Origin of the sequence: Amycolatopsis heterodermiae (genome assembly GCF_034929455.1) — a bacterium.
Classification (GTDB): Bacteria; Actinomycetota; Actinomycetes; order Mycobacteriales; family Pseudonocardiaceae; genus Amycolatopsis; species Amycolatopsis heterodermiae.
The window spans coordinates 453,843-468,549 of record NZ_JAYFSI010000001.1; the positions used below are offsets into that span (position 1 = coordinate 453,843).

The 14,707-nt window shown below is 69.0% G+C and carries 10 protein-coding genes; 4 read left to right on the forward strand and 6 right to left on the reverse strand.

The window, feature by feature from the left end:
• Positions 1 to 45: 45 nt before the first annotated feature.
• Positions 46 to 1,455: an MFS transporter gene (locus tag VA596_RS02300; RefSeq protein ID WP_323325602.1), complete on the reverse strand. Its 1,410-nt coding sequence runs from the start codon at positions 1,453 to 1,455 to the stop codon at positions 46 to 48.
• A gap of 98 nt (positions 1,456 to 1,553) precedes the next feature.
• Positions 1,554 to 2,048 carry a DUF3761 domain-containing protein gene (locus VA596_RS02305; protein WP_323323084.1) on the reverse strand — a complete coding sequence of 165 codons (495 nt, stop codon included), beginning with the start codon at positions 2,046 to 2,048 and terminating at the stop codon, positions 1,554 to 1,556.
• A gap of 153 nt (positions 2,049 to 2,201) precedes the next feature.
• On the opposite strand from VA596_RS02305, the gene VA596_RS02310 reads away from it, so the two are divergent.
• The 3 genes from VA596_RS02310 (at position 2,202) to VA596_RS02320 (ending at position 6,102) form a co-directional block, all read left to right on the forward strand.
• Positions 2,202 to 3,260 (forward strand): sensor histidine kinase, encoded by a 1,059-nt coding sequence (locus tag VA596_RS02310; RefSeq protein ID WP_323323086.1) that lies wholly within the window; start codon positions 2,202 to 2,204, stop codon positions 3,258 to 3,260.
• A gap of 7 nt (positions 3,261 to 3,267) precedes the next feature.
• A complete protein-coding gene (locus VA596_RS02315) occupies positions 3,268 to 3,936 on the forward strand; it encodes a response regulator transcription factor (protein ID WP_323323088.1) in 669 nt (222 codons plus the stop codon).
• A gap of 114 nt (positions 3,937 to 4,050) precedes the next feature.
• Positions 4,051 to 6,102, forward strand: coding sequence for an MMPL family transporter (locus VA596_RS02320; protein WP_323323090.1), 2,052 nt, complete (start codon positions 4,051 to 4,053; stop codon positions 6,100 to 6,102).
• Between the two features lie 68 nt (positions 6,103 to 6,170).
• Here VA596_RS02320 and VA596_RS02325 read toward each other — a convergent pair whose 3' ends face one another.
• The 4 genes from VA596_RS02325 to VA596_RS02340 all read right to left on the reverse strand — a co-directional run bounded on the left by VA596_RS02325 (position 6,171) and on the right by VA596_RS02340 (position 12,862).
• Positions 6,171 to 6,785 (reverse strand): hypothetical protein, encoded by a 615-nt coding sequence (locus VA596_RS02325; protein WP_323323092.1) that lies wholly within the window; start codon positions 6,783 to 6,785, stop codon positions 6,171 to 6,173.
• A gap of 85 nt (positions 6,786 to 6,870) precedes the next feature.
• Positions 6,871 to 9,207, reverse strand: coding sequence for a GH92 family glycosyl hydrolase (locus VA596_RS02330; protein WP_323323094.1), 2,337 nt, complete (start codon positions 9,205 to 9,207; stop codon positions 6,871 to 6,873).
• Positions 9,208 to 9,470: 263 nt separating this feature from the next.
• Positions 9,471 to 11,642 (reverse strand): 3-hydroxyacyl-CoA dehydrogenase NAD-binding domain-containing protein, encoded by a 2,172-nt coding sequence (locus tag VA596_RS02335; RefSeq protein ID WP_323323096.1) that lies wholly within the window; start codon positions 11,640 to 11,642, stop codon positions 9,471 to 9,473.
• 8 nt (positions 11,643 to 11,650) lie between these two features.
• Entirely contained in the window at positions 11,651 to 12,862 is a 1,212-nt protein-coding gene (locus tag VA596_RS02340) for an acetyl-CoA C-acetyltransferase (RefSeq protein ID WP_323323099.1), read from the reverse strand.
• A 148-nt stretch (positions 12,863 to 13,010) separates the two neighbouring features.
• Here VA596_RS02340 and VA596_RS02345 point away from each other — a divergent pair, with 148 nt between their 5' ends.
• Positions 13,011 to 14,192, forward strand: coding sequence for a TetR/AcrR family transcriptional regulator (locus VA596_RS02345; RefSeq protein ID WP_323323101.1), 1,182 nt, complete (start codon positions 13,011 to 13,013; stop codon positions 14,190 to 14,192).
• The last annotated feature ends 515 nt before the right edge of the window (positions 14,193 to 14,707 follow it).

Below are 14,707 nucleotides of genomic sequence, written 5' to 3' on the forward strand. Positions count from 1 at the left end.
TACGCCCGCGGGTCTGGCTCCTTCGACGGCCGACCGGACCCGCGGCTACGCGACGCCGACCAGGATCGGCGCCGGGCGTCGCTTCGGCACCAACGCGGCCAATGCGACACCCGCCAGAGCTGCGCCCGCGGCCACCGCGAACGTCGCGCGGAACCCGGCCAGCGAAGGCACCGCCAGGCCGCCGACGCTGATCGTCAACTGCGCCAGCATCGCCGCCATCACCGCGCTCGAGACCGCCGTGCCGACCGACCGCATCAGCGCGTTCAGGCCGTTCGCGGACGCGGTTTCGGTGACCGGCACGGAGCCCATGATCAGTGCGGGCATCGCCGCGTACGCGATCCCGACGCCGGCGCCGATGATCACCGACGCCGTGATGAGCTCGAGCGCGTTGTCCATCAGGACGATCGCGAACGCGTACCCGACCGCGATCACCAGCGCGCCGGTCATCAGCGTCGGGCGCGGGCCGAACCGGTTGATGAGCCGCGCCGACACCGGCGAGAGCAGCATCATCACCAGGCCGTTCGGCGCGAGCGTGAGCCCGGACTCGACCATCGACTGGCCGAGGCCGTAGCCGGTCGACGACGGCGCCTGCAGCAGCTGCGGGAACGACAACGCCATGGCGTACAACGCGAAGCCGACCATGATCGACGCCAGGTTCGTGAACAGCACCGGACGGCGGGAGGAGACCCGCAGGTCGACCAGCGGATCGTGCCGGCGCAGCTGGTAAGCGCCCCAGCCGAGCAGGATGACGACGGCCAGCGCGGCCAGCCCGAGCGTCGGCAGGCTCGTCCAGCCCCACGTGCCGCCCTTCACCACCGGGATCAGCAGGCAGAGCAGCCCCGCCGCGAGGCCGAATGCCCCGAAGTAGTCGAACGGCGCGGGCGTGCGCACCGACGACTCCGGAACCACGGTGAGGATCAGCAGCGCGCAGGCCAGCCCGAGCCCGGCGGCCGTCCAGAACAGGACGTGCCAGTCGGCGTTCTCGGCGACGATCGCCGCGACCGGGAGGCCGATCGCGCCACCCACCCCGAGCGTCGCGCTCATCAGGGAGATCGCGCCGCCGACGCGTTCGGGCGGAAGTTCGTCGCGCATGATGCTGATGCCGAGCGGGATGACGCCCATCGCGCAGCCCTGCAGGCCGCGGCCGAGGATCTGGAACGCGAGCGCGCTGGTCGTCGCGGAGACGACGGAACCCGCGATGAGCACGGCGAGGCTGACGAGGATCATCCGCCGCTTGCCGTAGAGGTCGCCGAGCCGCCCGCTGACCGGGGTGATCACCGCCGCGGCGAGCAGCGTCACGGTGACCACCCACGACGCATCGGCGGGCGAGGCGTGCAGCAGCCTCGGGAACACCGGGATCAGCGGCACGACCAGGGTCTGCATGAACGACGCCACCAGGCCGCACGAGGCGAGGACGATGACGATCGCGCGGCTGGACCCTTCGGGACGGGACACCACACCCCCAGTGTGTAGTTAGTACGCATCATGCAACTTCATGCACTGTACCTACGCGATGGGGGTTTCCGATCGAATCGTGCTTGATGCCGCACATCTCACAGCCAGGTGCGCACTCCGCCGTGTCCCGAGCAGGTGCCGGAGTGGTTCTGGCTGTAGCTGTAGCTGCCGTCCTTGCAGATGGCTGTCGCGCCGGCGGGGTTGTTGCCGGGCCGGTGGACGCAGTTGCCGTCGACGTTGCGGTAGTAGTCGGCACCGCACGCGGCGGGCTGCGGTGCGGGCTTGGCCGTGGTCTTTGGCGCCTGGGCCTTCGCCGCGGTCGTCTTCGGCGCGGCGACCTTGGGCGCGACGGACTTGGGTGCGGTCGTCTGCGGGGCGGCCGGAACCGCCGTGGCGACGGGCACTTCGGACGTGGTGGGCGCCGCGGTCGTGACCGGCGTCGTGATCGGAACGGAATACGCGGGCGTCGAATACGTCGGCGACGTCGATTCGATGACGCCGACGTTGCCGGTGTCCTTGACCTGGGGCGGACTGACACCACAGCCCGCGACCAGCAGGCCTGCCGCCAGGATCAACCCGAGCTTCTTACCCACGACCACTCCTTAGCCAAGCGAACCAATGCCGCCTAGTCGGTGGCCGGAAATCGTTTGTTACAAAGAAAATCGCAGGCGAAATCCGCGGCGTTGTGGGCAAATCCCGCCCCGCGCGGACGGCCGTCTCGGCAGCCGACGTCCTAGACTCGCCGTATGTCCTGGTTACGGCGGTACGCCGCCGAACTCGCGGTCACCGTCGCCGTGCTCGCGGGGTCACTGTTCGCCGTCCTGAGCGACACCGCCGAACCCGGGAACCACGTCGTGCTCGGCTGGATCCTGACCGTCGCCTGCTGCGCCGCGCTGTTCCTGCGCAGCCGGTACCCGCTGGCCGTCGCCGGGTTCGCGCTCGTCTGCTGCGCGCTCTACTACCCGCTGACCGATCCGGACGGGCTGGTGCTGCTGGCCTTCGCCTACACGCTCTACACCGCCGCCGCGGCCGGGCGGATCCGCGGCGCCGCGCTGCTGGTCGTCGCGGCGATGGCGGGCGTCGTGGTCGGTGAGATCAGCTCGCGGTCCGGACGGCACGTCGACAACTTCGCGTTCTTCCTGATGACCGGCTGGTTCGTCGCGCTGGTCGCGGGCGGTGCGGTCGTGCATTTCCGCGCTGCGGCCGAGCGCACCAAAGCAACCGAAGCGCGGACTGACGAACGTCTCCGCATCGCGCGAGAGCTGCACGACGCGCTGGGCCACCACCTGGCGCTGATCAACGTGCAGGCCGGAGCTGCACTGCATCGCCGTGACCCGGAGCAGGCGGAGGAAGCGCTCGGGGCGATCAAAGACGCGAGCAAGACCGCACTCCAGGAGTTGCGCGCGACGCTCGGCATGCTGCGCCAGAGCGGCGGACCCGCACTCTCCCGCGTCGCGGAACTGGCCGAATCGGCCGGCGCGTCCGGGCTGACCGTGCGCACCGAGATCGACGGTGTCGCCCGGGACCTGCCGCCGGACGTCGAGCACGCCGCGTTCCGGGTCGTCCAGGAAGCTCTGACGAACGTCGCGAAGCACGCCGCCGCGGAGACCGTCGTTGTCCGATTGGGTTACGGCGAAACCGAGCTGTCCGTGCAGATCGACGACGACGGACGCGGCGGCACCGCCCCCGCGGGCAACGGCATCCGCGGCATGACCGAACGCGCGCGAGCACTCGGCGGCGACGTGACCGCCGCACCACGCGAAGGCGGCGGCTACCGCGTTCGCGCCCGGCTTCCGGTGCGATGATGGGCCGATGATCCGCGTCCTGCTCGTCGACGACCAGCGGCTCGTCCGCGCCGGCTTCCGGTCCATTTTGGACGGCGAAGCCGACATCGACGTCGTCGCCGAGGCCGCCGACGGGCGCGAGGCCTTGCAGGCCGCGCACGACCACCGCCCGGACGTCGTGCTGATGGACATCCGGATGCCGGTCCTCGACGGCTTGGCCGCCACGCGGCACCTCCTCGCGGACCCGGCGATGGCCGGCACGAAGGTCGTCATCCTCACCACGTTCGACCTCGACGAAGACGTCTACGGCGCACTGCGCGCGGGCGCGAGCGGGTTCCTGGTCAAGGACACCGAGCCCATGGAGCTGATCCACGCCGTGCGCGTCGTGTCCCGTGGTGACGCGCTGCTGGCGCCGTCCATCACGCGGCGGCTGATCTCCGAGTTCGCCGCGCGCGTCACCCGCCCGGCGCCGTCACCGGCGTTGGACCGGCTCACCGACCGCGAACGCGAGGTGCTGTCCCTGGTCGCGGCCGGGCTGTCGAACGACGAGATCGCCCGCGAGCTCGCTCTCAGCCCGGCGACGGCGAAGACGCACGTCAGCCGCATCATGACGAAGACGGGTGCCCACGACCGCGCGCAGCTGGTCGTGCTCGCGTACGAGTCCGGCGCGGTGACGCCGCGCTGGCTCACCCCCTGAGCCGTACACCCGCGGGAGTACGGGAAAGGCCTTAAGGGACACCGCTGGGAGCACACGAAGTGCCCTCCGGAGCGCGACGCGGAGTAGGGCAGTTCTCGCGGATTCTTGTCCACCATGGACACCATCACTCGCACCTCCGGCGGACGGCTGGCGCGCCTGGCCGGCTGGGCGCAACGTCACCGGTGGCTCGCCGTCGCGCTCTGGGCCCTGGTCCTCCTCGCCGTCACGTTCACGTCCCGGCTCACCGGGAGCGCCTTCCACGACGACAACTCCCTGCCGGGCACCGAGTCGCAGCAGGTCGTCGACCTCCTGAAGAACACTGCGCAGTCCGGAGCAACGGCGCAGATCGTCCTGAAGGCCGACAACGGGCTCGCCACGCAGCGAGCTGCGATCGAAGAAGTTCTGGGAAATGTCCGATTGCAGCCGCACGTGCGGTCGGTGACCGGGCCCTTCGAGACGTTGTCGCCCGACGGCCGGATCGGCTACGCGACCGTCACCTTCGACGCGGCGTCGGCCGACCTTCCGTACGACGACATCGTCAAGTTCGCCGACGCCGCGAAACAAGCCGGACCGGTCGAAGTGGCGTTGGCCGGCGACCCGATCGAGCGCATCTCGGAGGGCGGCGGGCCCGCAGAGGGCGTTGGCTTGCTCGCAGCGCTGGTCGTGCTCGTGTTCCTGTTCCGCTCGCTGCTCGCGGCGGGCCTGCCGGTCATCACCGCGGTGTTCGCGGTCGGCAGCACGCTCGGCGCGATCACGATCGTCTCGCACTACGTCGACATCGCGAGCTACACGTCACCCCTGATGATGCTGGTCGGGTTCGGCGTCGGCGTCGACTACGCACTGCTCATCTTCTCCCGCTACCGCAGCGAGATCCTCGACGGCTACGACCGCGACAGCGCGGCGCGGCGCGCACTCGACACCGCCGGGCGCTCGGTGCTGTTCGCCGGGACGACGGTCATCATCGCGCTGCTCGGCCTGCTCGCCCTCGGGCTCGGTGGGCTGCAGGGCGTCGCGCTGGCCGTCGCGCTCACCGTCCTCATGACGATGCTCGCGTCGGTGACGCTGCTCCCCGCGCTGCTGTCCCTGTTCGGCAAGCGGCTGGAACGCGGCATCCGGAAGCACGCGACCAAGCGCGAGCACGGCGGGGCCTGGCGACGGCTCGCGGACGGCGTCCAGCGTCGGCCGCTCGCGCCGCTGGCGATCGGGCTGATCGTCCTCGTCGGGCTGGCCATCCCGGCCGCGGGCATGCGGCTCGGGTTCGCCGACTCGAGCACCGACCCCGCTGGGTCGACGACGCGCAGGGCGTACGACCTGATGGCCGAAGGGTTCGGCCCGGGCTTCAGCGGACCTCTCGCCGTCGTCACGCAGGACGGTGATCCCGTCGCCCTGCAGCAGCGACTCGCGTCGACTCCCGGGATCGCCCGCGCACTGCCGCCGACGGGCCGGACGGTGCTCGCGTTCCCGACGACGTCACCGCAGGACGAGGCGACTGCCGAACTGGTGACGCGCCTGCGGACCGAGGTCCTGCCGTCGCTGCCCGGCCACTACCTGGTCGGCGGTTCGGTCGCGGCCGCGACGGACTTCGCCGACGCCGTCGCCGACCGCCTGCCGTTGTTCGTGCTGGTGGTCGTCGGGCTGTCGGCGTTGCTGCTGATGGTCGTGTTCCGGTCGGTCCTCATCCCGCTCAAGGCGGCGCTGCTGAACCTCCTGAGCATCGGCGCCTCGCTGGGCGTGATGACGCTCGTGTTCGGCGACGGCTGGTTCGGCGCGCAGCCGGGCCCGATCGAGGCGTTCGTGCCGGTGATGATCTTCGCCATCGTGTTCGGCCTGTCCATGGACTACGAGGTGTTCCTCGTGTCGCGGATGCACGAAGAGTGGCGGCGCACCGGCAACGCGCGGATCGCGGTGCGCGAAGGCCTGGCCGCGACCGGCGGCGTGATCACCGCCGCCGGCGCGATCATGGTGCTGGTGTTCGGCGCGTTCCTCCTCGACCCGTCGCGGATGCTGGCGCAGTTCGGGCTCGGCCTGGCGGTGGCGGTGCTGCTGGACGCACTGGTGATCCGCTGCCTGCTCGTCCCGGCGATCATGCGCCTGCTCGGCGCGCGGGCGTGGTGGCTGCCCAAGTGGCTGGACCGCCGTCTCCCGCACGTCGCGCTGGAACCCTGAGCTGCACTCCGGACGCCGGGCCCCGTTCGTCAATGCCGACGAGAACTCGTCCTCCGTCAGCACTGCTGTCACCAGAATCGCAATTTCCTGGTGCCGCGTAGCTTCTTCGGCGAGTACGGATCATCCGGGCGCGCTATCCAGGCAACGTCCGAGATCGTTCTTGTCCGCACCCGGCGGTAGGACGCGGCATTCGCCATTGCGCTGGGCCGGACCACCTCGTCGAAGAACCAGGATGACACGGCGAGAGCCAGCACCCCGCCGGATTCGGCAAGCGCCTTCCTTAGCACTTGCGCGTTGACCAAGCTAAAGGTTTTGTTGATCGCGGGCGAGGTCACTCCGTGCTCACCATAGGCAACCTCGCCCGCGTGCAGGGCCATCCGCAGCTGCATGTGCGCTTGCCTGCGATGACGAGCGTTGTGTACGCGAACCGCCTCCGCCAGCAAAGCGGGGAACCGCTCAACGAACACCGATTTGCCGAACCGGCCGGGAACGAGCACGAAATAACCGTCACCACAACCTTCTACACGAACTTGATCCCAGGGCACGCCGGAACCATCGAAGGCGGTCTTTAATGCGTGGTGCAGACCCTTTTTCAAATCGGTGACGTCAGTCGTGGTTCTTTCGGCCGCACTATAGCCTGCTACGTCAACCACTAAAATGGTCTGGTGAACAGGTACTGTCAAGTCGCCAGGTCTCCCTCGTGCGTACGACAGGATGCCCAGACAGTACTCGCGCCGCGGCCGACTCGATCAGGGGGACAGGTGCCGGTCAGCTCCCCCAGGTGGTCGGCGTTTCCGACAATCGGACATCCAGGGAGCTGCCGGTGTGCAGGAAGGACGCGTCGAGCTTCCAGTCCCGCTGCGGACGTCCGCCACGCCGGACGTCCGCGATGTACTTGCCGCTGCCCGACGTCGTGATCCGGATCGGCGCCCCGGCCTCCGGGCGGATCACGGCGCTCGGGAACAGCGGGCTCGACAGCAGCAGCTCGCCCGAGCCCGGCGTGCGCGGGTAGATGCCGAGTGCGGCGAAGACGTACCAGGCGGACATCGTGCCGAGGTCGTCGTTGCCGGGCAGGCCCGACGGCCCGGTCCCGTAGACCGAGTTCACCAGTTGCCGGACGGTCTCCTGCGTCTTCCACGGCTGGCCGAGCTCGTTGTACAGCCACGGCGCGTGGATGTCGGGCTCGTTCGTCGGGTCGTACTTGAGCGGGCCGCCGCCCTTGAGCTGCCAGTTCCCGTTCGCGTCGTGGAAGAAGCCGTCGAGGCGGGTGACGGCGTTCGCCTTGCCGCCCATCACGTCGGCGAGGCCGGAGACGTCCTGCGGGACCATCCACGTGTACGCCGCCGCGCTGCCCTGCGCGAAACCGCGGTCGCTGGCCGGGTCGAACGGCGTCACCCAGCTGCCGTCGACGTTGCGGGCCTGCATGTAGCCGGTCTCCGGGTTGTACACGTTGCGCCAGTACGCACCCCGGGCATGCAGCTCCGCGGCTTCGCGAGTGCGGCCCAGCAGCTCTGCGAAATGTCCGATTGCGAAGTCCGCGACCGCGTCTTCCAGCGTCTCCGCGGCGCCGCCCCAGCAGTGGCAGACGTCGTTGGGCGCGTAGTGCGACGTCAGGTACTGCGCGAGGTTCGGCCGCTGGCCGACGCACTGCCCCGGGCAACCGCCGTCCTGCATGCCTTCCGGGCGCGGCACGGTCGCCTGCTTGTAGAGCGAGTCGAACGCACCGCGGTAGTCGAAGTTGCGGACGCCCATGGCGTAGAACGTCGCGAGTGTCGCGGCCGTCGGGTCGCCGGTCATCACGTGCGTCGCGCCGTTGACGTGCACCCAGCGATCCCAGACGCCGTCGTTCTGCTGCGCGTAGTTGTAGAGCGACTGCGCGAAGTTCCCGGCGACGCGGGGTTCGAGCAGCGCCAGGAGCTGCACCTGCGCGCGGTACTGGTCCCAGCCGGAGAAGTTGGAGTACTGCGCGTCCTGGCCCCGGGCAAGGCGGTGGGGCTTCTGATCCATCCCGAGGTACTGGCCGTCGACGTCGCTCACGAGGTTCGGCTGCTGCAGGCCGTGGTAGAGCGCGGTGTAGAAGGTGATCTGCTGGTTGGCCGTGCCGCCGCTGACGTCCACGCGGCTCAGCTCGGTGTTCCACGCCTTCTTCGTCGCGGTCGCGACGCTGTCCACAGTGGACTTGGACGGTTGCTCGGCCCGCAGGTTGCGCTCCGCACCTTCGAGGGAGACGTAAGAGATCGCGATCCGCATGGTGACCTTGCTGCCGGGCGCGAAGGTGACGTACCCACCGGAACCCCGGCCGGCGCGGTCGGCGCCGGTCGCGTAGCCCTCGCCGCCGGTCTGGTCGAGACCGCCCGGCTGGAGCGTCGCGTCCTTCCACGTCCCGGTGCCGGCGAACGGCTGGTCGAACTGCGCGGTGAAGTACAGGCGGTAGTAGGACTTGCGGTTGTTGACACCACCGTTCGCGCGGCGCCCGCAGAACGCGCCGGTGAGCACGGACCCGGTGACCTTGCGGTTCGCCGGGTCGAGGTGCGTCTCGGCGTCTTCACTGCCGTTGAGCGAGTTCGACGTCCGGAAGAGCAGGCTGGCGGGCTTGCCCGCCGGGTACTGCAGGGTGCCGATCGCGGTGCGTTCGGTCGCGGCGACGTCGGTCGTGACGCCGTTCTGCAGACCGAGCTTGTAGCGGCCCGGGGTCGCCGATTCGTCGGCGTGGCTGAAGTTGCTCGCGTAGGTCGCGTCGGTGGTGTCGGCGGTCGGCGAGGAGGTGACGTCGCCGGCGAACGGCAGGATCGGCACGTCCCCCGCGGCGCCCGGGTTGCAGCCCGCGCCGTTGACGTGCGTGAGGCTCAGGCCGCGGATCCGGGCGGTGTCGTACTGGTAGCCGTTGGCGGCGCCCGTGCTCGTCTGATCGCCGCGCGTGCTGGTGGGACTCCAGGCGAGCATCCCGAACGGCGCGGTGGCGCCGGGGTAGGTGTTGCCGTCGCCGGCGGAGCCGATGAGCGGATCGACGAAGTCGGCAGGACTCAGCCCGGAGGCGGCTGACATCGTTGTCAGACTCGAGGCGAACAGGACGGCGGCGAGTACCACCGTGACAGGACGGCGCATGGGCGGAGATTAACCGCGCCCGATGGCCTTGGGGCGAACTGGAGCGGACAAACAGGCGGACACGCCCGCACATCACCGCGTGAACGAACGTTCACCGGCGTCGAGAAAGGCGATGAACGCTACGGCTTCCACGCCGGGGACAACACGCGCGCGGAACGACCTGGAAGACCGAGGCCGAGGCAGCCAAAGAGGTCGACCTCGTCGTCGAATAACGCCGAAGGCCGTCACCAGGGACTCCCGGTGACGGCCTCCGACGTCAGCTCTTATTCGTAGATCTCGCCCTTGGCGGCCTTCTCCACCAGCGAAGCCGGCGGCTCGAAGTGGTCGCCGTACCGGGCGGCCAGCTCGCGCGACCGGTCGACGAAGCCCTGCAGGCCACCCTCGTACTGGTTGATGTACTGGATGACACCGCCGGTCCACGCCGGGAAGCCGATGCCGAAGATGGAGCCGATGTTGGCGTCCGCCACCGACGTCAGCACGCCTTCGTCGAAGCACTTGACCGTCTCGAGCGCCTCGGCGAACAGCATCCGCTCCTTGAGGTCCTCGAACGGGACCTCGGCGGAACCGGACTTGAAGGCGTCACGCAGGCCCGGCCACAATCCGGTGCGCTTGCCGTCCTCGCCGTACTCGTAGAAGCCCGCGCCCGTCGAGCGGCCCTTGCGGTCGAACTCCTCGACCATCCGGTCGATGACGCCTTCCGACGCGTGCCCCTTCCAGGTGCCGCCCGCGGCCTCGACCGCCTCGCGGGTCTCCTTGCGGATCTTGCGCGGCAGGGTCAGCGTCAGCTCGTCCATCAGCTGCAGCGGCGGCGCCGGGTAGCCGGCTTGCGAACCCGCCTGCTCGATCGACGCCGGCTCGACGCCCTCGCCCAGTGCGGCGACGGCCTCGTTGATGAACGTGCCGATGACGCGCGAGGTGAAGAAGCCGCGGCTGTCGTTGACGACGATCGGGGTCTTCTTGATCTGCAGCGTGTAGTCGAAGACCTTCGCCAGCGTCGCCGGCGACGTCTTCTCGCCGCAGATGATCTCGACCAGCGGCATCTTGTCCACCGGCGAGAAGAAGTGGATCCCGATGAAGTCCTCGGTCCGCTGCACGCCCTCGGCGAGGGTGGTGATCGGCAGGGTCGAGGTGTTGGAGCCCAGCACCGCGTCGGCGTTGACGACGCTCTCGATCTCACCGAACACCTTGTGCTTGAGCTCGACGCTCTCGAACACGGCCTCGATCACGAAGTCGACACCCGCGAAGTCGGCCGGGTCGGCGGTCGGCTTGATCTTCGCCAGCAGCGCGTCCGACTTCTCCTGCGTGGTCTTGCCGCGCGAAAGGGCCTTCTGCTCGATCTTGGCCGCGTAGCCCTTGCCCTTCTCGGCCGCCTCGAGCGAGACGTCCTTGAGGACGACGTCGATGCCGGCCTTCGCCGACACGTACGCGATCGCGGCACCCATCATCCCGGCCCCGAGCACGCCGACCTTCTTGGCCGTGTACTTCTCGAAGCCGTCCGGCCGCGAGCCGCCGGAGTTGATCGTCTGCAGGTCGAAGAAGAACGCCTTCGTCATGTTCTTCGAGACCTGGCCGGTGGCGAGGCTGATGAAGTAGCGCGTCTCGATGGTGATCGCGGTGTCGAAGTCGACCTGCGAGCCCTCGATGGCGGCGGCCAGGATCGCCCGCGGCGCCGGCATGTTCGCGCCCTTGATCTGCTTGCGCAGGTTCGCCGGGAACGCAGGCAGGTTCGCCGCGAAGCTCGGGTTGGACGGCGTGCCGCCCGGGATCTTGTAACCCTTGACGTCCCAGGGCTGGACGCCGCCTTCGGGGTTGGCCTTGATCCACGCCTTCGCGGCGGGGAGGAGCTCCTCGACGGTGTCGACGACCTCGTGCACCAGGCCCAGCTCCAGCGCCTTGCGCGGACGGTGGCGCTGACCCTGCAGCAGGACGTTCAACAGTGCGCTCTGGATACCCAGCAATCGGACAGTGCGCACGACGCCACCGCCGCCGGGCAGCAGGCCCAGCGTCACCTCGGGCAGGCCGATCTGGCTGCCCTTGGCGTCGGCCGCGATGCGGTGGTGCGTCGCCAGCGCGATCTCCAGGCCACCGCCGAGCGCGGCGCCGTTGATCGCCGCGACGACCGGCTTGCCGAGCTGCTCGATCCGCCGCATCTGGCCCTTCATCAGGCCGGACGACTCGGTGAACTCGACCGCGTTCTCGGGCTTCGCCTGGATGAGGTCGTTCAGGTCGCCGCCCGCGAAGAAGGTCTTCTTCGCAGAGGTGATGACGACGCCGGTGATGGAGTCCTTCTCGGCCTCCAGCCGGTCCACGGTCACGCCGAGCGACTCGCGGAAGTCGGCGTTCATCGTGTTCGCCGACTGCTTCGGGTCGTCGAGGGTCAGCGTGACGATGCCGTCCTCGTCCTGCTCCCAGCGGATGGTCTTGCTCTCAGCCATTAGTGTCCTCACACCCGCTCGATGATGGTGGCGACGCCCATGCCGCCGCCGATGCACAGGGTCACCAGGGCGCGGCGCGCCTGGCGGCGTTCGAGCTCGTCGACCACGGTGCCGACCAGCATCGCGCCGGTGGCGCCGAGCGGGTGGCCCATGGCGATCGCACCGCCGTTGACGTTGACCTTCTCCTCGTCGAGGTGCAGGTCCTTGATCCACTTGAGCACGACGGACGCGAACGCCTCGTTGAGCTCCCACAGGTCGATGTCCTCGGGCTTGAGGCCCGCGGTCTTCAGTACCTTCTCGGTGGCCGGGGTCGGGCCGGTGAGCATGATCGTCGGCTCGGAGCCGATCGACGCGGTCGCCACGATCCGGGCGCGCGGCGTCAGCCCGAAGGTCTTGCCGATCTGCTCGGAGCCGACGAGCACCAGCGCGGCGCCGTCGACGATGCCGGAGGAGTTGCCGCCGGTGTGGACGTGGTTGATCTTCTCGACCGAGTGGTACTTCTGCAGCGCGACGGCGTCGAAGCCGCCCAGCTCGCCGATGCCCGCGAAGGCCGGCTTGAGCTTGCCGAGGCCCTCGACCGTGGAGCCGGGACGGCGGTGCTCGTCGTGGTCCAGGACGGTCACGCCGTTGATGTCCTTGACCGGGACGACGGACTTCGCGAAGTAGCCGCCGGACCAGGCCGCCTCGGCCTTCTCCTGCGAGCGGACGGCCCATGCGTCGACGTCCTCGCGCGAGAAGCCCTCGATGGTCGCGATCAGGTCGGCGCCGGTGCCCTGCGGGACGATGTAGTTGTCGTACGCGGTGGCCGGGTCCATGAACAGCGCGCCGCCGTCGGAGCCCATCGGCACGCGCGACATCGACTCGACACCGCCGGCGATGATCAGGTTGTCCCAGCCGGAACGGATCTTCTGCGCGGCGGTGTTGGTGGCTTCCAGGCCGGAGGCGCAGAAGCGGTTGAGCTGCACGCCCGCGACGGTCTCGGGCAGGCCCGCGTTCAGCGCGGCGGTGCGCGCGATGACCGCGCCCTGCTCGCCGACCGGCGAGACGACGCCGAGCACGACGTCGTCGATCACGGCGGGGTCGAGGTTCGGGTGACGGACCTTCAGCTCTTCGATCAGGCCGACCACCAGGTCGACCGGCTTGGTGCCGTGGAGGGCACCGCCCTTGTTCTTGCCGCGAGGCGTGCGGATCGCCTCGTAGATGTAGGCCTCGCTACTCACTGACAACTCCTCGCGAGCGGATGGGACGTCTTCGTACCGTGACCGATGATACCGGCCAGTAGGGCTAATGGCCATTAACATATCGCCGGATAACCCCATGGTGTCAATGAGTTGCCTCTGTGCCGTTAACCGCTATCGTCGACTAACCATGACCGACTCCGTACGCTCTGTGCGACCGCGCGACCGCAAGGCCCAGCTGGCCGCGGTCGCCGCGGAGCTGTTCCGCGCGCGCGGCTTCCCGGGCGTCGGCATCAAGGACATCGCGGACGCGGCGGGCGTCACCGGCCCGGCGCTGTACCGGCACTTCGCGGACAAGCAGGCGATCCTCGCGTACGTCGTCCTCGGCGGTTTCGAGGATCTGGAGGCGGCGACGGCTTCGGCACTGTCGGACTCGGTTCCGCCTGCCGACCAGCTGAAAGACCTGCTGGGCCAGCTGGCAACCCAGGCGGTCGAGCGACGCGAGATCGCGGCACTGTGGCGCTGGGAAGGCCGTCACCTCCCGAAGGAAGACCAGCGGGAGATCGCCCGCCGGTCGGCGCTGACGCTGGCGTCGTGGTCGAAGGCGCTGCTCGTTCAGCGCCCGGAACTGCCCGCGGAGGACGCCGAGCTGCTGTGCTGGGCAGCCCTGTCGGTGTTCGGCAGCGTGTCGGTCCACCACACGGCCGTGGCCCGCCGCCGCTTCGCTCAGTTACTGGTCGAGCTGGCCCTCGGTGTGCTCAACACCACACTCCCAACGCCGGTCTCCGCGCAATCGGACACGCCGCCGTTGCGTCTGGGCACACCGTCCCGCCGAGAGCAGGTCCTGGCGGAGGCAACGGCGCTGTTCGCCCAGCGAGGCTTCCACGACGTGAGCATGGAGGACATCGGCGCAGCAGCCGGCATCGCGGGCCCGAGCGTCTACCGCCACTTCCCAAGCAAGGCCGCCCTGATGGTGGCAATCGGACACCGCGCGGCGGACCGCCTGGCCCTGGCAGCCGAGCGAGCGCTGCAGGCCACCGACGAACGCTCGGCGCTGCACAGGCTGGCGGCCTCGTATGTGCACACGATTCTGCACACGCCAGAACTGCTGGTGTCGTTCTCCGCGGACCGGGTGACGATGCCGGACCGCGACAAAGCCGACCTCCTGCGCATCCAACGCGACTACGTCACCCAGTGGGTCACTCTGCTTTCAGCGGTGCAGCCTCAGCTCCCCCCACGGGAGGCGAAGATAACGGTCCACGCGGCCCTGACCATCGCAAACGACCTGGCCCGCACCCGCCGGGTGGCGGCCCGCCCCCACTTCGAAGCTGAACTGACAGCACTGCTGCACACGATTCTCGGCATCGCCTGATCGGCAATTTTCCGAACAAGCAGAAATGCAGGAGCGCCGCCCACCACTCGGCGTTTCCCGAATTTCGAAAGACAATTCGGTTCGAGTCCGATTTGTACTACACGCCGAACACCTGGATGCAATGTCGACATAGCAGAGCGTCACAGGCGCCTGGCATACCGGTACATACTCAGATCGAACAGGGGTACGATCGCGGCCTGAACGGAGAACAACGGGACCACCAGCCACTTTGCGCCACAGGCAGGCGGCACCGAATGGGTGGTCGCGAGGCGTGATAACTTACGCGCCACCTCCATAACGAGACTGCTGGACGAGGAGAAATATCGTCATGCGATCGCCGGGTGGCAACGGGCAACCGGGGATCAAATCCGAACTCCTCGACCTGAGTGCCATCTCCCTGTCCGGCCTGCGGAAACTAGACCCCGCACTGCTGCGCCGTTCGATTCGTCACGCTGCGGACCGGACTGCTCACATTCCGGTGACCGCGAGCGGCAGCCAAGGCGCCAAACGCGTCG